This is a genomic window from Neptuniibacter halophilus (assembly GCF_030295765.1).
GTDB classification, from domain to species: domain Bacteria; phylum Pseudomonadota; class Gammaproteobacteria; order Pseudomonadales; family Balneatricaceae; genus Neptuniibacter; species Neptuniibacter halophilus.
On sequence record NZ_AP027292.1, the window covers coordinates 1,888,344 to 1,909,658 of the forward strand.

The 21,315-nt window shown below is 54.4% G+C and carries 21 protein-coding genes; 13 read left to right on the forward strand and 8 right to left on the reverse strand.

The window, feature by feature from the left end; translation table 11 throughout:
- Nucleotides 1–35: 35 nt before the first annotated feature.
- A complete protein-coding gene (locus tag QUD59_RS08730; RefSeq protein WP_286240887.1) occupies nucleotides 36–284 on the reverse strand; it encodes a YfhL family 4Fe-4S dicluster ferredoxin in 249 nt (82 codons plus the stop codon).
- A 32-nt stretch (nucleotides 285–316) separates the two neighbouring features.
- Nucleotides 317–796, reverse strand: a complete 480-nt coding sequence (gene coaD, locus QUD59_RS08735; RefSeq protein WP_286240888.1) for a pantetheine-phosphate adenylyltransferase — start codon at nucleotides 794–796, stop codon at nucleotides 317–319.
- A gap of 199 nt (nucleotides 797–995) precedes the next feature.
- On the opposite strand from coaD, the gene QUD59_RS08740 reads away from it, so the two are divergent.
- Together QUD59_RS08740 and QUD59_RS08745 are read left to right on the forward strand one after the other, a co-directional pair.
- Entirely contained in the window at nucleotides 996–2,249 is a 1,254-nt protein-coding gene (locus tag QUD59_RS08740; protein WP_286241015.1) for a M48 family metallopeptidase, read from the forward strand.
- Between the two features lie 106 nt (nucleotides 2,250–2,355).
- A complete protein-coding gene (locus QUD59_RS08745; protein ID WP_286240889.1) occupies nucleotides 2,356–2,973 on the forward strand; it encodes a TetR family transcriptional regulator in 618 nt (205 codons plus the stop codon).
- Between the two features lie 51 nt (nucleotides 2,974–3,024).
- On the opposite strand, the gene rsmD is transcribed toward QUD59_RS08745, so the two are convergent.
- Nucleotides 3,025–3,639 (reverse strand): 16S rRNA (guanine(966)-N(2))-methyltransferase RsmD, encoded by a 615-nt coding sequence (gene rsmD, locus QUD59_RS08750; RefSeq protein WP_286240890.1) that lies wholly within the window; start codon nucleotides 3,637–3,639, stop codon nucleotides 3,025–3,027.
- Between the two features lie 9 nt (nucleotides 3,640–3,648).
- A complete protein-coding gene (locus tag QUD59_RS08755) occupies nucleotides 3,649–4,839 on the reverse strand; it encodes a peptidase M16 family protein (protein WP_286240892.1) in 1,191 nt (396 codons plus the stop codon).
- 113 nt (nucleotides 4,840–4,952) lie between these two features.
- On the opposite strand from QUD59_RS08755, the gene QUD59_RS08760 reads away from it, so the two are divergent.
- From QUD59_RS08760 to QUD59_RS08805, 10 genes are all read left to right on the forward strand, one after another.
- On the forward strand, nucleotides 4,953–5,090 hold the full coding sequence (locus QUD59_RS08760; protein ID WP_286240894.1) for a hypothetical protein: 138 nt from the start codon (nucleotides 4,953–4,955) through the stop codon (nucleotides 5,088–5,090).
- Between the two features lie 53 nt (nucleotides 5,091–5,143).
- The gene (gene ftsY / locus QUD59_RS08765) at nucleotides 5,144–6,451 is read left to right on the forward strand and encodes a signal recognition particle-docking protein FtsY (protein WP_286240897.1); all 1,308 of its coding nucleotides are present in this window, start codon (nucleotides 5,144–5,146) and stop codon (nucleotides 6,449–6,451) included.
- 36 nt (nucleotides 6,452–6,487) lie between these two features.
- Nucleotides 6,488–7,147, forward strand: coding sequence for a cell division ATP-binding protein FtsE (ftsE, locus tag QUD59_RS08770; RefSeq protein ID WP_286240899.1), 660 nt, complete (start codon nucleotides 6,488–6,490; stop codon nucleotides 7,145–7,147).
- Nucleotides 7,140–8,171, forward strand: a complete 1,032-nt coding sequence (gene ftsX, locus QUD59_RS08775) for a permease-like cell division protein FtsX (RefSeq protein WP_286240901.1) — start codon at nucleotides 7,140–7,142, stop codon at nucleotides 8,169–8,171. Before ftsE ends, ftsX begins: the two co-directional genes overlap by 8 nt.
- A gap of 151 nt (nucleotides 8,172–8,322) precedes the next feature.
- Nucleotides 8,323–9,177: an RNA polymerase sigma factor RpoH gene (rpoH, locus tag QUD59_RS08780; protein ID WP_286240902.1), complete on the forward strand. Its 855-nt coding sequence runs from the start codon at nucleotides 8,323–8,325 to the stop codon at nucleotides 9,175–9,177.
- Between the two features lie 111 nt (nucleotides 9,178–9,288).
- On the forward strand, nucleotides 9,289–9,666 hold the full coding sequence (locus QUD59_RS08785; protein WP_286240903.1) for a DUF423 domain-containing protein: 378 nt from the start codon (nucleotides 9,289–9,291) through the stop codon (nucleotides 9,664–9,666).
- Between the two features lie 4 nt (nucleotides 9,667–9,670).
- Complete coding sequence (gene thiS / locus QUD59_RS08790) at nucleotides 9,671–9,871, forward strand: sulfur carrier protein ThiS (protein WP_286240904.1); 201 nt, start codon at nucleotides 9,671–9,673, stop codon at nucleotides 9,869–9,871.
- A gap of 59 nt (nucleotides 9,872–9,930) precedes the next feature.
- A complete protein-coding gene (locus QUD59_RS08795) occupies nucleotides 9,931–10,725 on the forward strand; it encodes a thiazole synthase (protein WP_286240905.1) in 795 nt (264 codons plus the stop codon).
- 110 nt (nucleotides 10,726–10,835) lie between these two features.
- Nucleotides 10,836–11,555 carry a tRNA (guanosine(46)-N7)-methyltransferase TrmB gene (trmB, locus tag QUD59_RS08800; protein WP_286240906.1) on the forward strand — a complete coding sequence of 240 codons (720 nt, stop codon included), beginning with the start codon at nucleotides 10,836–10,838 and terminating at the stop codon, nucleotides 11,553–11,555.
- A 167-nt stretch (nucleotides 11,556–11,722) separates the two neighbouring features.
- Nucleotides 11,723–14,233: an EAL domain-containing protein gene (locus QUD59_RS08805; RefSeq protein WP_286240907.1), complete on the forward strand. Its 2,511-nt coding sequence runs from the start codon at nucleotides 11,723–11,725 to the stop codon at nucleotides 14,231–14,233.
- Between the two features lie 119 nt (nucleotides 14,234–14,352).
- Here the strand turns inward: QUD59_RS08805 and QUD59_RS08810 are convergent, their stop codons facing one another.
- From QUD59_RS08810 to putP, 3 genes are all read right to left on the reverse strand, one after another.
- Nucleotides 14,353–14,619, reverse strand: coding sequence for a hypothetical protein (locus tag QUD59_RS08810; RefSeq protein WP_286240908.1), 267 nt, complete (start codon nucleotides 14,617–14,619; stop codon nucleotides 14,353–14,355).
- Complete coding sequence (gene putA, locus QUD59_RS08815) at nucleotides 14,606–18,016, reverse strand: bifunctional proline dehydrogenase/L-glutamate gamma-semialdehyde dehydrogenase PutA (protein ID WP_286240909.1); 3,411 nt, start codon at nucleotides 18,014–18,016, stop codon at nucleotides 14,606–14,608. Before putA ends, QUD59_RS08810 begins: the two co-directional genes overlap by 14 nt.
- A 331-nt stretch (nucleotides 18,017–18,347) precedes the next feature.
- Entirely contained in the window at nucleotides 18,348–19,814 is a 1,467-nt protein-coding gene (gene putP / locus QUD59_RS08820) for a sodium/proline symporter PutP (protein ID WP_286240910.1), read from the reverse strand.
- Between the two features lie 385 nt (nucleotides 19,815–20,199).
- On the opposite strand from putP, the gene QUD59_RS08825 reads away from it, so the two are divergent.
- Nucleotides 20,200–20,661: an Lrp/AsnC family transcriptional regulator gene (locus QUD59_RS08825; protein ID WP_286240913.1), complete on the forward strand. Its 462-nt coding sequence runs from the start codon at nucleotides 20,200–20,202 to the stop codon at nucleotides 20,659–20,661.
- Nucleotides 20,662–20,713: 52 nt separating this feature from the next.
- On the opposite strand, the gene QUD59_RS08830 is transcribed toward QUD59_RS08825, so the two are convergent.
- Nucleotides 20,714–21,208: a Spy/CpxP family protein refolding chaperone gene (locus tag QUD59_RS08830; RefSeq protein WP_286240914.1), complete on the reverse strand. Its 495-nt coding sequence runs from the start codon at nucleotides 21,206–21,208 to the stop codon at nucleotides 20,714–20,716.
- Nucleotides 21,209–21,315 lie beyond the last annotated feature (107 nt).

Genomic DNA, 21,315 nt, shown 5'->3' on the forward strand with positions numbered 1-21,315 from the left:
GCTCAGTGCCTGCTTTTTTCTGCGTTCAGATCGACTTACTGGCCGGTCAGCTGCTTGTACTTTTCCATCAGCTGAGCTTCGGTTTCTTCGTGATCCGGATCTTTAGGGATACAGTCAACCGGGCAAACCTCAACACACTGTGGAGTGTCGTAGTGGCCTACGCACTCAGTACACTTGGATGGTTCGATCTCGTAAATTTCATCACCCGGAGAGATTGCCTCGTTAGGGCATTCCGGCTCACATACATCACAGTTGATGCATTCGTCAGTAATGATCAATGCCATGATGGCTACCTCACTGTCATAACATGAATTAATTAATGGCCATGGTGCTCAAGCAGGGCCTTTTGCACCGCCGGATGCACAAACTTGCTTACGTCGCCGCCCAGACTGGAGATCTCTCTGATCAGTGTGGAGGAGACAAAAGACAGGTGCTCTGCCGGTGTTAAAAATATGCTTTCTACGCTGGGCGCCAGGTGCCGGTTCATCGCAGCAAGCTGGAACTCGTATTCGAAATCCGACACCGCGCGCAGGCCACGCAAAATGATGTTTGCGTTTTGTTGCTCAAGTAGTTCTGCTAACAGACAATCAAAGCCAACAATCTCAATGTTATCAAGGTGAGATGTTACCTCTGACACCAATTCCACACGCTTCTCCAGAGGGAGGAGAGGACGCTTGTTCGGACTCTCAGCAATCGCTATAACGACCTTGTCGAAAAGTCTGGCTGCGCGCTCCACCAGATCGGAATGACCGTTGGTGATTGGATCGAATGTACCCGGGTATACAGCTGTATTCATATGAGGTTCACAGCGGTTGATGTCTATTTGGGAACTGTATATACAACTCCCGATCAATTAGCAAATTCGCAAGTGCGGCATAGTAGCTGAATTGACCGGGGGGTACAAATACAATAATGGAATGTATTGAGCTCTGTCAGTTATAAAAAATTAATTTATTATTACTAATAACTATATGCGGTATGGGGGTATTAAGGTGATGGGCTGGAAACGGGTTGCGCTGATTGTGTTGGCTGCGGTGGGGTTATCGGGGTGTCAGGCGCTGCAGAAAGTGGATCAGGGGCTCTATCAGGTGGCTGAATCGGTCAGCGAACGGGACCGCGTGACCGGCCAGCGTACCCTGAGCATGGCTGACCGGTCGGCACAGATTGCCAATGGCAATGCGTATATCGAACAACTGATTGCTGCTGAGAAAAAAGCCGGCCGGCCTGTTAATGCTGCGGTAGATAAACAGCAGTACCAGCGTCTGGTACGGGTGTTTGACCGGGTGCATCAGATCTCCCACCTCAAAGATGAGCGCTGGCAGCCTCTGCTGATCCGGCGTGACAGCTTTAACGCTTTCACAACCGGGGGCACCTATATTGTGGTGCACTCCGAACTGATGGATACCCTGAAGGATGACGCGGAACTGGCGGCGGTGATCGGCCATGAGATCGCGCATACGGTGGCTAACCACGTGTATGAACGTCAGACACATGCTCAGGTCAGTGCTCTGGCGGGTTCCAATTCTGTTAGCCGTAGCGGATATCAGGCAGCCTTCACCCACGAAAGTGAACGCGAGGCAGACCGGATAGGGATTCTCTACTCCGCCCTGTCGGGATACGACCCGATGGCGGCCAGCCGGATCTGGCAGCGCAAATACACTGCTGAAGGGAATGCCCGGGCGCTGTTTCATCATGATCACCCGGTGAACGCAGAGCGTTATCAGGAAGCGCAGGCCGTAGGGCAGAAAGTGATGCCTTATTACCAGAAAAACCGGATCAATCCGAACGCTCAGGCCCTGCTGGATAATAATGTTCTCTGGCGCAAGAATAATGCAGAGGCGGCTGCAGGTGAGGGGGGGGGAGTCAGTGCTCTGCTGACCACGGCGCTGGGCGCATACGTGCAGCATCAGGGGGCGAAGCAGGAGGAGCTGCGTCAACGTCAGCAGGCACATTTTGTAAAATCGGTGGAGGCCGGGCTGAAGCTGGAATCCAGCCGTAAGGCTTCGGCTCAGAAGCTGGAAACCCGCTGGCGCTATGCGGTAAGAGGTCCGGTGCTGAAAAATCTGGTGATGGGGTTATATTTCAAACGCGACAATAAGGTCGAGCGCTACGTTGATCATGTGCCCGGTTACATTAAACCCGGACAGGTGTTCGCCGCCCGGTTTGAGCTCCCGCAGGGGGTAACGGTGGATGATCTGCAGAGATATGACGCGCGCTTTTATCTCGATGATGTTGAGCCTGCCCGTTAAAACGCTAAAAAATAACATGCTGATTCATATGTAATTTTTCTGTAACTTTATAACCCGGCTGAATTTATATAATGGACAGATATCAGTTTAGGTTTGGAATACCAGCATGCCACGAAGGACCAAAGAAGAAGCGGAGCAGACACGCCAGTTGCTGCTCCGGACTGCACTCAGAATGTTTGCTGAGCAGGGCATTGCCCGTACCAGTCTGAAAGAGATTGCCAGTGAAGCAGGGATGACTCACGGCGCGCTCTACTGGCATTTCAAGAACCGCAGTGATCTGGTGGCCGCGCTCTATGAGGAGTGTCGTTTCCCGCTGGAAGATATCTATCTGGATCAACTGCAGTCTGCCCGTCAGGATGCGTTGCAGTCCCTCGGCGGTTTTCTGGGTGACTGGTGTAAGCGTATTCTGAATGATGAGCGTGCCGGTCATATCTGGCAGGTTTTCCATCAGGGAAATCAGCATCAGCCTGAGCTGCAGGCGTTAGAGCCGGTCATCCGTGAAGAGCGTGAGGAGTGGTTGCAGCGCTTGGCCAAAATCATCAAAAAAGCCCGCAAGCAGAAACAGATTCCGGGTAGTCCGGGTAAAACCGACCCCGTTCCCGCCAGTGCGCTGGCGATTGTTTATGGGGTCAGCGCCTGTGCGTTAAAGAGCCCGGCAGCGGTGAGCGAAAAAGCACAGATCAAATCACTGGTTCACAGCTACCTATATGGGTTGGCAGCCTGAGGAACTTCATTTTTTCGACTGCAGAGCATCAGCTTTCCTGACTGTATGGCCTCAGCCTTCCCGACTGTAGAGCCGGTAGGTGACCTGACCGGCTTTTTTCTGCCGTAGTTCCTGCCAGCCTGCCGGTACGCCGGGATCACCCAGTTCTGATTCCGTTTCCACATAGATCAGCGCATTGGCTGACAGCATGTTCCGCTGTTCCAGCAGCTCACAGCAAGGGGCGACCAGTCCCTTGCGGAACGGCGGGTCCATAAAGACCAGATCATAACGTGGCTCAAGATCGGTCTGGCGACTGTTCAGCCACTGCACAACATCGGCCTGAATGACATCGGCATTCTGGCATTTCAGCAGGTGCAGATTGTCCTGCAGTTTTCGCGTGGTGGTGCTGTTCAGATCGATAAAGGTAGCACTGCCCGCATCGCGCGAGAGGGCCTCCAGCCCCAGTGCACCACTGCCGCTGAACAGATCCAGACATTGGGCACCCGGAACGGCTGTCTGAATCCAGTTGAACAGGGTTTCCCTGACCCGGTCGGGGGTCGGGCGCAGGCCCTCTTCCGGAATAAATTCCAGCTTCCGCCCACGCCATTGACCCGCGATGATACGTAGATACGAGCTGGCTAACGGTCGGTTGCCGGTTTGTCTGCGTGGGGGATTTTTGCGGCCCATACTGATTCCTTAATTCCTGGGGGAGTGAAGGATGCGGATCTGCTGTTCGCTTTGCAAGGCCCGGCGGGCAATTTCACGAATCTGTTCCGGTTCCTGATCCAGCAGTTGCTGGCTGTATTCCGCCATGCTGTCAGTTGGCAGGCCGTAGAAGGCGATCTGATTCAGGGCCTGCTGCTGGTTCAGTGGTTCGCGCATGCGCTCCTGCCATTCGGCGGCAAGCTGATTCTGGCTGTGCTCGATTAACTCGTCACTGATCTGTTGCTGCAGTTGTGCCAGCAGCGATTCAGGGTGTACCTGACTGCTGACGAGCAGCGCCCGGTAGCCGGCCTCTTGCAGTGCGGACCAGAGCAGACGGAACTGCAGCGGGCTGTTGCCGGGGTTGGCGCTCAGCAGATCCTGCAGTACCCGTGCGGCAATGCGTTCAGCCTGATAACCGGGGTCGATACGGGCGACGATCGTACTACCGAGCAATAAGCGATAGTGATCGCCGCTGCTGCTTTGCTGCTCTGAACTGGCGCTGATCCGGGGCATGGGTTGTGCTGCAACCTGCGGGCCTGTGGGTAACTGTTGTTGTACCTGTTCTGCCACCTCTTCGGCCTGCTCACCGCTGACCGCATAGCGAGGTGATGTAAACAACTGATGGTAGCGCGTCGCCAGCATTCCCAGCAGGTCGGCCCGGGTTTCTGGCTGTAACTGACGGAAAAACTGGTCGATCAGTTGCTGCTCCTCAGACTGGGATTGCAGATACTGACGTGCTTCGATTTTTTTCAGCGCTTCGTGCCAGCGAGCACTCTCAACCGGCTGGCTCAGATGTCGCCAGAGGTTTTTCAGATCAGGCACCGGCTGATCACTGGCCCAGCGCAGAGTGATTTCGATCCGGTCCTGACGGGGAGCCACGTTGAAACTGTATGCCGGGCTGGCCATTTGCTGCAGACGGGTTTGCAGAATCTGAGTCTTGAGTTGCTGTAACCGGCGCTGTTCAGGGTTCAGTGCAGCGGGTGTCGGCAGCAGGATGGCAAGGGTTTCAGGTTGCTCATGCATCTCCATCCAGTAGAGATTCCCGGACTTTGCCGCTTCAATCTCATAATATTCGACATCCCCGGGCCCAAGCGTCGAAAGCAGCAGAATCGCAAGCAGGCTGAACCACATCAGAGCACTGATATGTTTGCGGCTGAAAAAGGGGCGGTACTCATTTGCCATAAAGGGTAGTCTCTGGACCAAATCACTGTGATAAGATACCAGACTTTGCGGCGGACCTGCTCTGTTTTCCACAGGTCTGCGTCCTGTTCAGAAAGCAGATGAAGGCCTGAGTCATGCTGGATTTAGTTGACCTGTTTATCGCCAGAGGCTGGGACACCAGCTATATCGCATACACCTGCACCCTGATAACAGCCGTCGTGCTGGTAGCGGCCTATCGTTACCTGAGCACCGACGATGCTGAGGACAGATAATTTTTTGTATCAACCAGCGGCTGTTTGGGTCAGGCGCTGTATGAGGATCTTCAATGTTTAAAAAACTGAAATCGATATTCGGTGGTGCTGCGGAAGAAGAGAAAAAACCGCAGGCGCAGTCACAGGATGTCGAGCAGGCAGAGCTGGCCGAACAGCCGGCTGAGCAGAATGAAACCGCAGTAGCAGAATCTGCTCCGGTTGTGGCGGAAGAGACGGCGGTTGAACCGGTTACTGAAACGGCAGAGGAAGTTCAGGTCGGGGAAGCGGTTGCTGAGGCTGATGAGCTGCCTGTCGAAGCGCCTGTTGTGGCAGATGTACAGGTTGCTGCGGAGGTAGCTCCTGAACCTGTTGAACCTGCAGTTGTTGAAAGCCCGGAGGTTCAGCCTGAGCCCGAACTGACATCGGTTGCACCGGTTGAGGTTAAAACCGAAACCAAAGAGGAGAAGAAAGGCTTCTTCGCCCGGATCAAATCCGGCCTGAGCAAGACCAAGGCTAACCTCACCGAACAGTTGGGCAACCTGTTTCTGGGCGCTAAAGAGATCGATGACGATCTGCTGGAGGAGATAGAAACCCTGCTGCTGATGGCCGATGTGGGTGTTGAGGCGACCACCGAAATTATCGAACGCCTGACCAACAAAGTCGCGCGTAAAGAACTGGGCGACCCGCAGGCACTGCAGGCTGCTCTGAAAGAGGAACTGGCGGGTCTGCTGCACCAGTCTGAACAGCCGCTTGAGATTCCGGTCGATAAAAAGCCCTATGTGATCCTTATGGTGGGTGTTAACGGCGTCGGTAAAACCACGACGATCGGTAAGCTGGCGAAGCGCTTCCAGAGCGAAGGCAAATCGGTGATGCTGGCGGCGGGAGATACCTTCCGGGCTGCCGCCGTGGAACAGTTGCAGGTCTGGGGTGAGCGGAATCAGGTGCCGGTTGTGGCGCAGCATACAGGTGCTGATTCGGCTTCGGTTATTTTCGATGCTTTGCAGTCTGCGCAGGCCAAGGGGATCGATGTATTGATCGCTGATACCGCCGGGCGTCTGCAGAACAAAGATAACCTCATGCAGGAGCTCGAAAAGGTGGTGCGTGTGGCGAAGAAACTGTCACCTGAGGCTCCCCATGAAGTGATGCTGGTACTGGATGCCGGCACCGGTCAGAATGCACTGAGTCAGGCGAAAATCTTCAAAGAAAGTGTCGGTGTAACCGGCATCAGCCTGACTAAGCTGGACGGTACTGCGAAAGGCGGGGTGATCTTTGCGATCGCCAAACAGATGGATCTGCCCATCCGCTTTATCGGTGTTGGTGAGCAGATTGATGATCTCCGCCCGTTCCGCTCCCAGGAGTTTGTCGACGCCCTGTTTGACTGAGGCGAAGCGCTGCAATGAACCTGAGGCGGAGCCTGTATGATCAGCTTTGAAAACGTCAGCAAGCGTTATCCCGAAGGGCATGATGCCCTGCGTGATGTCAGCTTTTTCCTGCAACGTGGTGAAATGGCGTTTCTGACCGGCCACTCCGGTGCCGGTAAAAGTACCCTGCTGAAACTGATTATGCTGATGGAACGTCCCAGTCGCGGTCAGGTGATGGTGGCGAATCAGGATCTGGCCAGTTTTAGTCACGATGATATTCCCTACCACCGTCGCCGCATCGGTGTGGTGTTTCAGAATCATCAGTTACTGTTCGACCGCAGTGTGTTTGCCAATGTGGCTCTGCCACTGCAGATCTCCGGTTATGAACAGGACGATATCGGTAAGCGGGTCAGGGCCGCGCTGGATAAGGTGGGTCTGCTGAGCAAAGAAAAGCTCAATCCGATTGCGCTCTCTACCGGTGAACAGCAGCGGATCGGCATTGCCCGGGCAATTGTACACAAGCCTCAACTGCTGCTGGCGGATGAGCCAACCGGTAACCTTGACCCGACCCTCTCGGCCGAGATTATGAGCCTGTTTATGGAGTTTAACCGGCACGGCACCACGGTACTGATTGCCAGTCACGATCTGGCGCTGATTTCACGTACCGGCCACCGTACATTGATTCTTGATCAGGGGAGGTTGCTGCGCGATGGCTAAGCAGGAACCGGTTAAACGCGGTGCTGAAAGACAACAGCGCCCGGTTGCACCTCAACAACCCTCCCCCGCACAGAGCAAAGGCGCGGCGCGGCATAAGGTTGATCTGGCGGCCCAGAGCCGAAGCTGGATACGGCATCACAAACAAACTGCACGGGAAGCCCTGTTGCGCCTCAAAGCGACGCCGCTGCCAACGCTGATGACGCTGGCGGTGCTGGCGATTGCACTGGCCCTTCCGGGGCTGATGTTTGTTGGCCTGAAAAATATTCATCAACTCAGCGGTGAATGGAAAGGTGACCCCCGCATCTCCCTCTATCTGGATAAAAAACTCTCCGAGGCGGAGGCAGAAACCTTCAGTCAGCGTTTGCTGTTGCGCGAGGATCTGGCTGCAGTGGAACTGGTGAGTAAGGCTCAGGGACTGCATGAGTTTCAGCAGATCTCGGGGTTGGCTGATGTGCTGGAATTTCTCGATGATAACCCGCTGCCGGCAGTGGTAGTGGTACAGCCGCGCGATGGCAGTAAGCTCAAACTGAGTACTCTGCAGCAGGAGCTGGCAGGGTTACCCGGCGTTGAACAGGCGGTACTGGATATGGTCTGGGTCGAACGGCTGGCGTCTTTTGTGCAACTGGCTAACCGGGTGGTACTGGTCTTAGGCGCGTTGCTGGCGCTCTCTGTATTGCTGGTGGTGGGTAACACGATTCGTCTGTTTATTGAGAACCGTAAAGATGAAATTCAGGTCGCGAAGCTGGTCGGGGCAACGGATGCCTGGGTGCGCCGGCCGTTTATCTACACCGGCTTCTGGTTTGGTTTGCTGGGGGCGCTGAGTGCCTGGTTACTGGTGCAGAGCAGTTTGCTGCTGATCAGCCGGCCGGTGGCCGAGCTGGCGGGGCTTTATCAGAGCGGTTTTGATCTTCAGGGGCTGGGCTTTGGCGACAGTCTGGTGCTTCTGCTGGTGGGCATACTGCTTGGCCTGTTCGGCGCCAAACTGGCTGTGGGCCGGCATCTGCGGGAGATCGAGCCGCAGTAGCCGGGTCGTCGCTTTGTCATATTTGCGTTTTATACTTTAAGCCGCTATATTTTTCGGTCCTCTGCTTACGCAGATGCGTTTTATTTTGGAACTTTATCACTGCAATTAAGTCATATCTGCGACGTTTAGAGCAGAATGATGCGAGGTCTTAATGGGCACTAGCTTACAAGTTGTTGAAAACCTTTCTCCTGGCCAGAACCTGGATGCGTATGTTCAGACAGTAACAGCGATTCCGGTCCTGAGTGTTGAAGAGGAACGTTCTCTGGCTGAGCGGCTGCATTATGAGGGAGACGTAGAGGCTGCCCGTCAGCTTGTTATGTCACACCTGCGCTTCGTTGTGCACGTGGCTAAAACTTACTCCGGCTACGGCCTGCCACTGGGCGATCTGATTCAGGAAGGCAATGTGGGTCTGATGAAAGCGGTAAAACGTTTCGATCCGACCATGGGTGTACGTCTGGTTTCTTTTGCGGTGCACTGGGTAAAAGCCGAGATGCACGAGTTTATCCTGCGTAACTGGCGTATCGTTAAAGTAGCGACCACCAAAGCGCAGCGTAAGCTGTTCTTTAACCTGCGTTCCAAGAAGAAGGCACTGGGCTGGATGACCAATGATGAGGTCAATGCCATTGCTGAGGACTTGGGCGTAGAAGCTAAAACCGTACGTCAGATGGAAGGCCGTATGGCTTCCGTGGATACGGCGTTTGATGCACCTGAAGGTGCGGATGACGAGCAGGCTGCCTGGGCGCCGGCGCACTATCTTGAAGATAAAAGCGCTGACCCGTCGCTGCTGCTGGAAGATGCAAACTGGGAAGAAGACGCCCAGCGTCGTCTGATGGGGGCCATGGCCGAACTGGACGACCGCAGCAAGGATATTCTGGCTCGCCGCTGGCTGACCGACGACAAAGCAACCCTGCATGAGCTGGCCGCTGAATATGGCGTCTCTGCAGAGCGAATCCGTCAGTTGGAAAAAAACGCCATGAAAAAGATCCGGGTGACCATGGAGGCCTGATCTCCGGTCATCTGAATAAGCCGCTTTCGAGCGGCTTTTTTGTGTCTGCCAAACAGGGACAGGTGACGTAGAAATTCGCTATAATTGCTTCTCTTTTATTCAGGATCTCCCATGAGTAAGCGGCTCCAGACAGGGTGGGCGGCGTTAAGCGGTTTTTTAGCGGTGGCGCTGGGTGCCTTTGGGGCGCATGCCCTCAAAGCCAGTCTTGAGCCTGCGTTGTATCAGGCCTACCAGACAGCGGTTGAGTATCAGTTCTATCACACGCTGGTGCTGCTCTTCATTGCCCTGACCGATAAGCTGCCTCAGGCTGGTTTAAATCGGGCCTATATGGCCTTTGCATCGGGGATCCTGCTGTTTTCCGGCAGCCTTTACGCCATGGCCCTGAGTGGCGAACGGATGCTGGGAGTGGTAACGCCGCTGGGCGGTCTGGCTCTGTTGGCAGGCTGGGCTCTGCTGGCGTATACCGCGATATTTTCTGACAGGAGATAGATCAATGCAGATCCAGGTAAATGGTGAGATGCTGCAGGTATCTGAAGGTACCACCCTGACCGGCCTGATTGATAAGCTGGAGCTGGGTGAGAAGCGGATTGCCGTTGAACTCAACCTTGAGATTGTGCCGCGTAGTGAGCATGCAGACACCATTCTGCAGGCTGCGGACCGGGTAGAGATCGTGCACGCCATCGGTGGTGGCTGAGCACCTGTTACCCGAAAAGCCAGAGTAACCCTATAAAAATTATTGATTGGATGGACTTCATGTCACAGCTAAATGATCCGTTAATTATCGCAGGCCAGACGTTCAACTCACGTCTGCTGATTGGTACAGGTAAATACAAAGATCTGGAAGAAACCCGGCTGGCAATCGAGGCCAGTGGTGCTGAGATCGTAACCGTGGCTGTGCGCCGTACCAATATTGGCCAGAATCCGGATGAGCCTAATTTGCTGGATGTGATCTCGCCGGATAAGTACACCATTCTGCCTAACACCGCCGGTTGCTTTAATGCGGCAGATGCGGTGCGTACCTGTAAGCTGGCGCGCGAGCTGATGGATGGCCATGATCTGGTGAAGCTGGAAGTGCTGGGTGACCAGAAGACGCTGTATCCTAACGTAGTTGAAACGATCAAGGCGGCCGATGAGCTGGTACGTGATGGTTTTAAAGTCATGGTTTATACCAGTGACGACCCGATTGTTGCTAAAGAGCTGGAATCGATCGGCTGTGTCTCGATTATGCCGCTGGGCTCCATGATCGGTTCCGGTCTGGGGATTCTCAATCCACACAATATCAACGTCATCATGGAAGACTGCAAAGTACCGGTTCTGGTCGATGCCGGTGTGGGTACTGCGTCTGAAGCGGCTGTGGCGATGGAGATGGGCTGTGAAGCCGTGCTGATGAATTCGGCGATTGCCGGTGCGCGCAACCCGATTCTGATGGCGTCGGCGATGAAAAAAGCGGTTGAAGCGGGCCGTGAGGCGTTCCTTGCCGGTCGTATGCCGCGGAAGAAGTACGCCAGTGCCTCTTCGCCGATGGAAGGTACGATTGTAGGTAAGTAGGCGCAGGTAACATCAGCGTCGGAAAATAAGCCGCCAGATCGGCTACACTGATATTTCGCAGCCTGATCATTTGGTCGGGCTGCTTTGTTTTAATTTTTTGGATCGATCAGATGTCAGAACAGAACAACAGCGAACAGCAGAACCCTGAAGAAAAGCATATGCGGACAGTGAAAAGCTTTGTCCTGCGCGCCGGACGTATGACCGAAGGTCAGCAGAAAGCGATGGAAGCGGTATGGCCGCGGATGGGACTTGAGCTGCAGCAGGGCAAGCTGGATCTGGCCGAAGTGTTCGGTCGTGAGGCGCCGGTGGTGCTGGAGATCGGCTTCGGTATGGGGGATTCGCTGATTGAGATGGCCAAGGATCAGCCAGAGAAAAACTATATCGGTATCGAAGTACACCGCCCCGGTGTTGGCCGCCTGCTGAGCAATGCTGAAAAAGCGGGACTGGAGAATATCCGGGTGTTCTGTGACGACGCCATTGAGGTGCTGGCGCAGTGTATTCCTGACGCCAGCCTTGATTGCATCCAGTTGTTCTTCCCTGATCCGTGGCATAAAAAGCGCCACCACAAGCGTCGTATTGTGCAGCCTGAGTTTGCTGAAACCCTGCGTAAGAAACTGAAGCAGGGTGGCGTTTTCCATATGGCAACCGACTGGGAAAACTACGCTGAGCATATGATGGAAATTATGAGTGCCGCACCGGGTTACCGTAATCAGGCGGGCGAAGGCTGTTACTCAGATCAGCCGCACTGGCGTCCGGTGACCAAATTCCAGAAGCGTGGTGAGCGTCTGGGGCACGGTGTCTGGGATCTCATGTTTGAAAAGGTTGATTAATGGCTTGCTGCCGGCAGGCGCCTGATTAGATTCCGCTATACCGATCTATATCATGGTTCTGCCGGCATGTAGCAGGTAAGCTGGGCCGACGTGATGGATGGATTTCCCCGGCTGAATGGATTTGGCTAATATGAATGTACAGTAATTAGCGAGGTCCTCCAGGCGTAATGGAGTCATCCCCATATCAGCATAAACCCCTCTTGGTGCATCAGGTCGCGCAACGTGATCTGGTTACCTGTGCGCCGGGAGACAGTGCTGAGCATGTGGTTCAACAGTTGGCACGGCACAAAATCGGCTGTGTGGTGGTCTGCTCTGAAGACCGTCCGGTCGGTATTGTTACCCGTCGCGACATCCTGCGGCTCACCGTAGAAGGTGAAGATCTCTCCTTTGTTCGGGTGATGGGCTTTATGTCCTCCCCGGTCCAGACTGCACAGTACAAGGAATCGATTGATGACGCCGGGCTGCGTTTTCTGGCATCCGGCTTTCGCCATCTGGTAGTGGTGGATGATGATGGCGCGCTGTTTGGCATTCTTTCTGAAACCGATGTGGTGAACAGTCAGGGCGTTGAGCATGACCTGTTCCTGCGCTCGGTTTCGCAGGTGGTCAGTCGAGACCCGCTTATTCTTCCCCATGATCAATCCCTGAGGCTGGCGATTGAGCGCCTTAAGGCCACAGGTCGCAGTGCGGCACTGGTCAGCCGCGACCGGGATGTGATCGGCATTATCACAGAAAACGATCTGATCGCCTGTCTGGCCGGAGGCTCACTGGATACCACGCTGGCTGAAAGTATCTCCGGTGAGCTGGTCTGTGTTGAGGAGGATCTGAGCCTCTATAACGCACGGAAGATCTTCCGTCAGAATCATTTCCATCATCTGGGTGTGAAAAGCCACGATGGCCGGGTTATCGGTCTTCTCTCCTACAGCGATATTCTGCGGAATGTGGAGATGGACTATGTCTATCGCCTGAAAGAACTGTTGAATGAGCGTGACCGGGCACTGCAGATGTCACAGCAGAACCTGAAGCTGGCGGATAAGGTTATCGAGGCCTCCATGGAGGCGATCGTGGTGACGGATACACAGGCGCGTATCCAGCGGGTCAACCCGGCCTTCACCGAGATTACCGGTTACGAGGAGTGGGAAGTGTTGGGTAAAAACCCCAATCTGCTCAGCTCCGGCCGGCACGATGAAGAGTTCTACAAAACAATGTGGCGCTCTCTGACCGAAAAGGGCAGTTGGCAGGGGGAGATATGGAACCGGCGTAAAGATGGATCTATCTACCCGGAATGGCTGACCATCACGGCGGTTGAAGATGAGAGCGGCCAGATCTGCCAGTATGCTTCGATCTTTTCTGATCTGACCGAGATTAAAAAGTCTGAAGCGCGGATTAAGCGTCTGGCTTATTTTGATGAACTGACCCGGCTGCCCAACCGGAAGATGTTTAATGACCGCCTTAAACTCTCGCTGGGTTATGCACAGGAACATAGCCTTAAAGTTGCACTGGTATTCCTCGATCTGGACTATTTTCAGCGGGTTAATGACCGCTTTGGTCTGGAGGGGGGAGATCAGGTTCTGCGCGAGCTGGCACGGCGGATCGAGCTGTTGCTGGATGAAGGCGATACCGCCGCGCGGTTTGGTGGTGATTCTTTCAATATGATTCTGACCGATGTGGAAGATGATAATGCGGTCAGTGATTTCCTTAATCGTCTTCTTGAATCGGTGAATCAGCCGGTGCTGCTTAACGGTAGCGAGCTGAACCTGACCGTGAGTGTCGGGGTGAGTTTCTTCCCTACCGATGCCACTGAACCGGAAGAGCTTTTTCAGTGTGCTGAGGCCGCGGTAAAGCAGGCTAAGGACTTTGGCCGCAACAGTTATCGTTTCTTCTCCTCCGAACAGCATCAGTTGGTGCAATCCCGCTACCGTATGGCGAATGATCTGCACCGGGCAATCGAGACCCGGCAGTTTGATCTCTACTATCAGCCAAAAGTGGATCTGGCCCAGCGCAAGACGACCGGGGTCGAAGCTTTGATTCGCTGGCGTCATCCTGAGCTTGGTTTTGTGCCGCCGGATGAATTTATTCCTCTGGCAGAAGACCTCGGCCTGATCGATCAGATAGGTCACTATGTGATGACAGAGGCTGTGCGTCAGGCAGCCGAATGGCATGCGCAGGGTTTGTCTATTCCGGTAGCGATCAACGTATCCGCCAAGCAGGTCCAGCGGCGTGATGTGGTCGAGGAGATCCTGCAGGTGCTCGAAACTTATCAACTGCCACCCTACCTGTTGTCGGTAGAGCTGACGGAAAGCAGCTTTCTGCATTGTCTGGAGCAGACTCAGGTGGCGATCGATCAGTTAAGGACTGAGGGGTTACGGATTGCGATTGATGATTTCGGCACCGGGTATTCCAGCCTCAGCTATATTCGCAACATCAGTATGGATGTGCTGAAGATTGATCGCAGCTTTCTGATCAATATCGATACGTCTGATGTGGATCGCACCATTGTTTCGTCGATTATTGAGATGAGTCAGGCGATGGGACTTGAGGTGGTCGCCGAGGGGATTGAGACCGAGATCCAGTTCGCTATGCTGAAGGCGTTGAATTGTGACCAGATACAGGGTTACCTGATTGCACGGCCAATGCCGGCTGAGGAATTTATAAGCTGGTATCAGGAACAGCAGGCTTAAACGTAAGGCGGATAAAAAAGCCCCGGCTCAGGGAGTCTCCGCTAAGCCGGGGTGAAAGATCTTCGAATTTTGCCCATGATCCAAAAAACGAAGTAAGTGGAAAAGGTCGCTGCCGGGGATTAGTCGGCAGCAGCAATCAGGCTGGCATTACCGCCTGCTGCGGTGGTGTCGATGCAGAGGTGACGTTCCAGTACAAAGCGTTCCGGTTGATCGACCTCGGTGATCAGCGGCAGCAGAGCTTCCACGCTGGCGGTGATGGTTGCGGTGCCATCACCCTCGTTAGCAGTCACGTCGGACAGGGTTACGGTAGTGGTATCCAGCGTATCGTCAACAGTAACTGTCGCTGTATCGCTGGTATCGAGGTCTTCGAAGTTACCGCCTGTCACTCAACTGACCCTCAGCACCGGCAACCGGCAGACCCTGCTCGGCACAATGGCGCAACAGGCCGTCAATGCCTTCAGCAATGATCACGACCGCATTCCCCTGAGCCAGCGCGACCGCTGCCTGCTGAGTCGCCTGTGCGGCATCCGGGCCCAGGCAAAGTACAACGCCGCGGCCATTTTCGGAGAGCAGGTTGAGCTCGCCGGTGGGGCCTGGCATCTGTTCAGCGCGCTGTGCCGGCAGAGATACAGAATTCAGTTGCTCTGCAAACAGCGACTGAAGCTTGCTCAGGCGCTCGTTATCGGTTGCCCAGCGTGCAGGCTTGAGGCCGTCGATCAGTGTCTGCAGGGTTGCCGCATCAATGCTGGCTGCTTCGCTGCTGAACGCAGTGCTGGTCACGGCAGAGCGGGTAAAACGCTTCACATAGTGCGGGCCGCCCGCTTTAGGGCCGGTACCCGAGAGGCCTTCGCCACCGAATGGCTGAGAGCCGACAATCGCACCGATCTGGTTACGGTTAACGTAGATATTACCCACCGCAATCTGGTTAACGATCCTTTCAACACGGCTATCAACACGGGTGTGCAGGCCGAAAGTCAGGCCGTAACCTTTGCTGTTGATTGCAGCGACAACCTTGTCGATATCTTTCGCTGCAAAGGTCGCAACGTGCAGCACCGGGCCAAAAATTTCTTCTTCCAGCTCTTCGATGCCGTCTACCTTGAGAACGGTCGGGGCAACAAAGGTACCTTGCTGTGGCGCATCCATCTGTTTCAGCAGGCGGCCACGTGCGGCAAAAGCGGCACAGTGCTGGTCGATCTTCGCTTTGGCAGCGCTGTCGATAACCGGGCCTACATCCGTGCTCAGCAACCATGGGCTGCCCATGCGCAGTTCATCCATAGCGCCATAGAGCATCTCCAGCAGGTTATCGGCGATATCTTCCTGCAGGTACAGCACGCGTAGTGCTGAGCAGCGCTGGCCGGCGCTCTGGAAAGCCGACATCAGTACATCACGCACAACCTGTTCCGGCAGGGCGGTAGAGTCAACGATCATTGCGTTCATGCCACCGGTTTCAGCAACCAGTGGTGCATCGGGAGCCATCTTCTCCGCCATCACCTGATTGATCCGCTGTGCGGTCAGGGTGGAGCCGGTAAAGCAGACGGCAGCAATGCGTGGGTCTGATGTCAGTGGTGCGCCTACTGCCAGACCTGAACCCGGCAGCAACTGAACTACGTCAGCCGGAATGCCGGCTTCGTGCATCAGTTCAACCGCACGGGCAGCCATCAGCGGCGTCTGATCGGCCGGTTTAGCCAGTACGCTGTTACCCGCGGCCAGTGCCGCTAGTACCTGACCTGAGAAAATTGCCAGCGGGAAGTTCCACGGCGAGATACAGGTGATGATGCCACGGGCATCGGCTGCGGCGTGTTTCTCGGCTTCATTGGCGTAGTAGCGCGCAAAGTCCACTGCTTCACGTACTTCGCCTACCGCATCCAGCAGGGTTTTACCCGCTTCGCGGCTGGCCAGAGCAAACAGTTCTGCGGCGTTCGCTTCATACAGGTCAGCTACACGACGCAGGCAGGCTGCGCGTTCTTTCGCATCGGCCTGTGACCAGCGCGCGAAGCCTTCACCGGCAGCGACAATGGCGTTTTCGATATCTTCAGGGCAACTGCTGGTTACCGTGCCAACCTGATCAGCCGGATCGGCCGGGTTCAGTACCGGGGTAGTGTCGCTGCTCTGTGATGTGGCTGCGATCAGTGGCTTAGCCTGCCACTGAGAGTTCTGGAATTCACTGCGCTGCGGTTCAAGCTGTTGCAGAGTTGTATGATCGGTAATGTCCCAGCCTTTAGCGTTAATACGCTTGGCGCCAAAAATCTGCGCCGGTGTCGGAATGCGCTGGTTGGACAGATCGCCGCCGTTGGCCAGAATCTGGCTGAACGGATCGCGGGCGATCTCTTCCGGTGTGATCCGGGTGTCTACGATCTGGTTTACAAAGGAGCTGTTTGCCCCGTTTTCCAGCAGACGGCGTACCAGATAAGCCAGCAGATCACGGTGAGCGCCTACCGGTGCGTAGATCCGGCAGCGGGTGTTGTTGGCTTTGAGTACGGTATCGTGCAGGGATTCGCCCATGCCGTGCAGGCGCTGGAACTCAAAGTTATCCACATTGTTCTGCTGGGCCATGTAGAGGATGGCGGCAGCAGAGTGTGCATTATGGGTAGCGAACTGAGGGTAGATGCGGTCGGTCATACCCAGCAGCTTTTCAGCGCAGCACATGTAGGACAGATCGGTGTTGATCTTACGGGTAAATACCGGGAAGCCGTCGAGGCCCAGTACCTGAGCGCGCTTGATCTCTGCATCCCAGTAAGCGCCTTTAACCAGACGCACCATGATACGGCGCTGCAGACGCTCAGCGGTATGATACAGCCAGTCAAGTACATGGCTGGCACGCTGGCCAAAGGCCTGTACCACAATGCCAAAGCCATTCCAGCCTTCAAGGCGGGGATCGGCGAGTACCGCTTCAATGACATCCAGTGACAGATCCAGACGGTCTGCTTCTTCTGCATCAATGTTAAAGCCCATGTTGGCTTCTTTAGCCTGAATGGCCAGACTCAGGGTGCGCTCGACCAGCTCCTGCATCACCCGTTCACGCTGACCGACTTCGTAGCGTGCGTGCAGTGCAGACAGTTTTACCGAGATACCCGGGTTGCTGCGGATATCGTCGCTTTTGCAGCTCGGTGTCAGTTCGCTGATCGCTTTGGCGTAGGCCTGATGGTAGCGCAGTGCATCGGCATCGGTGCGTGCAGCTTCGCCGAGCATATCGTAAGAGTAGGTGTAACCCTGCTTTTCCAGTTTGCTGGCGCGCTTCGTCGCTTCCTGAATCGTGCGGCCCAGAACAAACTGGCGGCCCAGCTCTTTCATCGCCTGAGATACCGCGGTACGTACGACCGGTTCACCCAGACGTTTGATCATCCCTTTCAGGGTGGAGCCCACGCCTTTATTGTCATCTTCCTGCAGCAGTTTGCCGGTGATCAGCAGTGCCCAGGTAGAGCTGTTCACCAGAGAGGAGGCGGACTGGCCAAGGTGACCTTTCCAGTTACCCGGTACGACTTTGTCTTCGATCAGTGCGTCGATGGTCATGCTGTCCGGAACACGCAGCAGCGCTTCGGCGAGACACATCAGGGCAACACCTTCTTTGGTGGTCAGGCCGTATTCGGCGAGAAACTTTTCCATCATTGAAGGGGTGCTTTCCGTGCGAACCTTGCGCACCAGATCGGCGGCATTCGCAGAGATCGCCTGGCGGTCCTGTTCGCTGATGCGGGCGTTATTGATCAGCTTGCTGATAGTATCGGTTTCGTTAGCCAGATAGTTTTCACGGATGTTCTGGCGGCACTGGTCGATTGATAAGCTCATACTTTTTTCCTCTTATTCTATGCTGGCCTATTCTAGCGGGAGCAAAAAAGTCTTTTTCTCTAAATAAATCAAAAAAGCAGTTATGAATAATCTTATTTTTTGTCTTTTGTTTATTACTGTTTCTTAAAATTAATAAAATTAAGTCATTTGTGCTTTTTGGTTATTTCTTGGCTTGTATGTTTATTGAACAGTTTTGTTCTGTGGCAAAGAGCGGGTTGCTGACAAAGCTTAGGACAGAGAGCGCGCTGGGCTGGGTGTGAAAGACAAAAAAACCGGCTGATAACTCAGCCGGTTTTTGGAGAATGGATCCTGAAGTCAGAACAAAGCCTGATCAGCTTTTAATTTCTGCTTCCACTTCGGCAAAACGCTGCTGGATAGAAGCGGAAGGTGCCGGGGTGATCCGGGAGACAACAATAATTGCGATAAAGGCGAAGATGATGCCCGGAATAATTTCGTACAGGTCGAACCAGCCGCCTGACAACTGTTTCCAGACTACGACCGTCACACCACCGGTGATGATACCAGCCAGCGCGCCCGCTTTAGTCATGTTCTTCCAGTAAAGAGACATGATCAGAGCCGGACCGAAGGCGGCACCGAAGCCAGCCCAGGCGTAGGACACCAATTCCAGAACTTTGGAGTCTTTGTCCATGGCGAGGAAGGTCGCGATGATTGCAATCACGACTACAGCGACGCGGCCAACGCGTACCAGTTGTTCCTGAGTCGCTTCTTTGTTGAACAGTGCCTTGTAGAAGTCTTCCGCCAGTGCAGAGGAGGACACCAGCAACTGGGAATCCGCAGTACTCATCACCGCCGCCAGAATGGCCGCCAGCAGTACACCCGCAATCGCCGGGTGGAACAGTGCATCAACCAGCACCATGAATACGGTTTCGTTATCGCCCAGACCCTGCGGCAGGTAGCCGATAGCGCTCAGGCCGATCAGGCAGGCACCGGCCATGGAGATAGCAGACCAGATCACCGCGATACGACGTGCAGCCGGAACGTGATCTTTACTCTTGATACCTTTAAAACGTGCCAGAATGTGCGGCTGACCAAAATAGCCCAGACCCCAGCCCAGCAGAGACAGTGTACCAATCAGCGTGATGCTGCTGCCGTCGGCTTCGGTAAACATGTTCAGCAGTTCAGGGTTTTTCGCTTCCACGGCAGACAGTGTGCCGCTCAGGCCACCGATCTCGCCCATGGCAAACAGAGGAACCAGAATCAGTGCGCCCACCATCAGCAGGCCCTGTACCACGTCGGTCCAGGATACCGCCAGAAAACCACCGAACAGGGTGTAGGAGATGACCGCTGCAGCTCCGACCAGTACCGCCAGAGTGTAGTCAAAGCCGAACACGGTTTCGAACAGCTTGCCGCCCGCTACCAGACCGGAGCTGGTGTAGAACAGGAAAAACACCAGTACAAACACGGCAGAGATGACACGCAGGCTGTGAGTGTTATCTTCAAAGCGCTTCTCGAAGAAGGCTGGCAGAGTCAGTGCATCATCAGCACGCTGGGAGTATACGCGCAGGCGTTGCGCAACCAGCAGCCAGTTCAGCCAGGTGCCGACCAGCAGACCGCCAGCCAGCCAGAAGGAGCCGTAGCCCGCAGCCATGGCGTAGCCGGGCAGGCCCATCAGCAGCCAGCCGCTCATATCTGATGCGCCAGCACTCAACGCACTTGGGATCGGCCCTAAGTTACGTCCACCCAGAACGTAGTCAGACAGATCCTGAGTGCGACGATAGGCAACGATACCGATCGCAAGCATCAGAATCAGGTAAATGATAAATGTTAGGGTTACCATGCAGAAACCTCGTTGTATTACATTATGATTATTATTGATCCATCCTGATCTATGCCCCCGGCAGAGGCCTTCCACGGCACTGCCTTAATGTCCTGAGGGATGGTCGGTTTTTGACCACCAGTCCGATGGAGACATATGGAAAAAATGTTACCGGTTATTTATTGGTTATTTGCTCTTAATTTGGTCAATTTCTAGGCTATTGGTCTTTTTTGTTCGCCAGAACAGGTTTTTTAACTGCCAATGCGCGATTTTAGACTCACTTTGATAATTAAGACCGGAAATAATGCTACATAAAGCGTAGTAGACTTGTGAGCAAAAGACGAATTCACTATATTTATCTCTACTTACTTGCCTTTTGGGCTTTCCTGCAGCGGGGGGAATTAAGATGGAACCTCTGGATAAACTTGATATGGCGATTCTGCGCGAGCTGCAGAAGAACGGTCGTGTCACGGTGACTGAACTGGCATCCAGGGTGGGTTTGTCAAAAACTCCCTGTCAGGTACGCATGAAGCGACTTGAAGAACTGGGTTATATCAAGGGCTACACGGCGCTGATCGATCAGAAAAAACTCGGTGCCAAACAGGTGGCTTTTGTTCAGGTGACGATGAACGACACCAAGACCAAAGCGCTACAGGCATTTAATGAAGCGGTACGTGCGATTCCGGAGATCGAACAATGCCACATGATTGCGGCCAACTTTGATTACCTGCTGAAGGTACGTACCTCAGATATTGAATCCTACCGCGAAGTGCTCGGGGAGAAGATCTCTAATCTGCCTTATGTGAAGCAGACCAGTACCTTTGTGGTGATGGAAGATGTGAAGGATATCGCGTCCAAACTGATCTGAATGTTCAGTTTACAACGCTATCAGGCGGGCCTCTGCCCGCCTGAGGTTATGATTAACGGCAGCCTTTACCCCGGTGGTCTTCACCGTGATGACCATAGCCACCGTGGCGGTCGCCGCGTTTTTCCATTTTTTCCTGCATCTGACTCCTCATCTCAGCAAATTTTGCTTCCTGCTCCGGGGTCAGAATCTGATGCAGTTTCTCCTTCTGTTCGGCCCGGGCGAGAATCATCGCCTCGGTCTGCTTCTGTGCTTTCAGTACCAACTGGCTTAGCTGATCCTGATAGTCGGCAGCGCCCGGGTCTAACTGCATCAGTTGACGCTGGATCTCGCGACGGGATTCCCGTTGCGCCTTCATCTGATCTTTTCCGCCCGCCATATGGGAACGCAGTTGCGCTTCCTGCTCTTCGGACAGGTTCAGCCGTTCGGACATACGATCCAGTTTACGCTGCATGTGGTCTTCGCGATCGTCGGCGTTCGCTACGCTCATACCGATGCCTGCAACAGAGATAATGGCCGCGCCAATGGCGACAATGTATTTGGTACGCATGATGCTCTCCTTGGTTGTCTCATCTGTTGTGCCCAGTATGATTTCTGTCAGCGCAAAGTTGGGTTAGCGGCTTGTAAAGTTTGGTAAATCGATCGTGGATGCCGGGT

Bases quoted from the DNA above. Each gene is read 5' to 3' on its own strand.
- QUD59_RS08730 (WP_286240887.1), bottom strand. From the start codon at position 284: ATGGCATTGATCATTACTGACGAATGCATCAACTGTGATGTATGTGAG.
- coaD (WP_286240888.1), bottom strand. From the start codon at position 796: ATGAATACAGCTGTATACCCGGGTACATTCGATCCAATCACCAACGGT.
- QUD59_RS08740 (WP_286241015.1), top strand. From the start codon at position 996: ATGGGCTGGAAACGGGTTGCGCTGATTGTGTTGGCTGCGGTGGGGTTA.
- QUD59_RS08745 (WP_286240889.1), top strand. From the start codon at position 2,356: ATGCCACGAAGGACCAAAGAAGAAGCGGAGCAGACACGCCAGTTGCTG.
- rsmD (WP_286240890.1), bottom strand. From the start codon at position 3,639: ATGGGCCGCAAAAATCCCCCACGCAGACAAACCGGCAACCGACCGTTA.
- QUD59_RS08755 (WP_286240892.1), bottom strand. From the start codon at position 4,839: ATGGCAAATGAGTACCGCCCCTTTTTCAGCCGCAAACATATCAGTGCT.
- QUD59_RS08760 (WP_286240894.1), top strand. From the start codon at position 4,953: ATGCTGGATTTAGTTGACCTGTTTATCGCCAGAGGCTGGGACACCAGC.
- ftsY (WP_286240897.1), top strand. From the start codon at position 5,144: ATGTTTAAAAAACTGAAATCGATATTCGGTGGTGCTGCGGAAGAAGAG.
- ftsE (WP_286240899.1), top strand. From the start codon at position 6,488: ATGATCAGCTTTGAAAACGTCAGCAAGCGTTATCCCGAAGGGCATGAT.
- ftsX (WP_286240901.1), top strand. From the start codon at position 7,140: ATGGCTAAGCAGGAACCGGTTAAACGCGGTGCTGAAAGACAACAGCGC.
- rpoH (WP_286240902.1), top strand. From the start codon at position 8,323: ATGGGCACTAGCTTACAAGTTGTTGAAAACCTTTCTCCTGGCCAGAAC.
- QUD59_RS08785 (WP_286240903.1), top strand. From the start codon at position 9,289: ATGAGTAAGCGGCTCCAGACAGGGTGGGCGGCGTTAAGCGGTTTTTTA.
- thiS (WP_286240904.1), top strand. From the start codon at position 9,671: ATGCAGATCCAGGTAAATGGTGAGATGCTGCAGGTATCTGAAGGTACC.
- QUD59_RS08795 (WP_286240905.1), top strand. From the start codon at position 9,931: ATGTCACAGCTAAATGATCCGTTAATTATCGCAGGCCAGACGTTCAAC.
- trmB (WP_286240906.1), top strand. From the start codon at position 10,836: ATGTCAGAACAGAACAACAGCGAACAGCAGAACCCTGAAGAAAAGCAT.
- QUD59_RS08805 (WP_286240907.1), top strand. From the start codon at position 11,723: ATGGAGTCATCCCCATATCAGCATAAACCCCTCTTGGTGCATCAGGTC.
- putA (WP_286240909.1), bottom strand. From the start codon at position 18,016: ATGAGCTTATCAATCGACCAGTGCCGCCAGAACATCCGTGAAAACTAT.
- putP (WP_286240910.1), bottom strand. From the start codon at position 19,814: ATGGTAACCCTAACATTTATCATTTACCTGATTCTGATGCTTGCGATC.
- QUD59_RS08825 (WP_286240913.1), top strand. From the start codon at position 20,200: ATGGAACCTCTGGATAAACTTGATATGGCGATTCTGCGCGAGCTGCAG.
- QUD59_RS08830 (WP_286240914.1), bottom strand. From the start codon at position 21,208: ATGCGTACCAAATACATTGTCGCCATTGGCGCGGCCATTATCTCTGTT.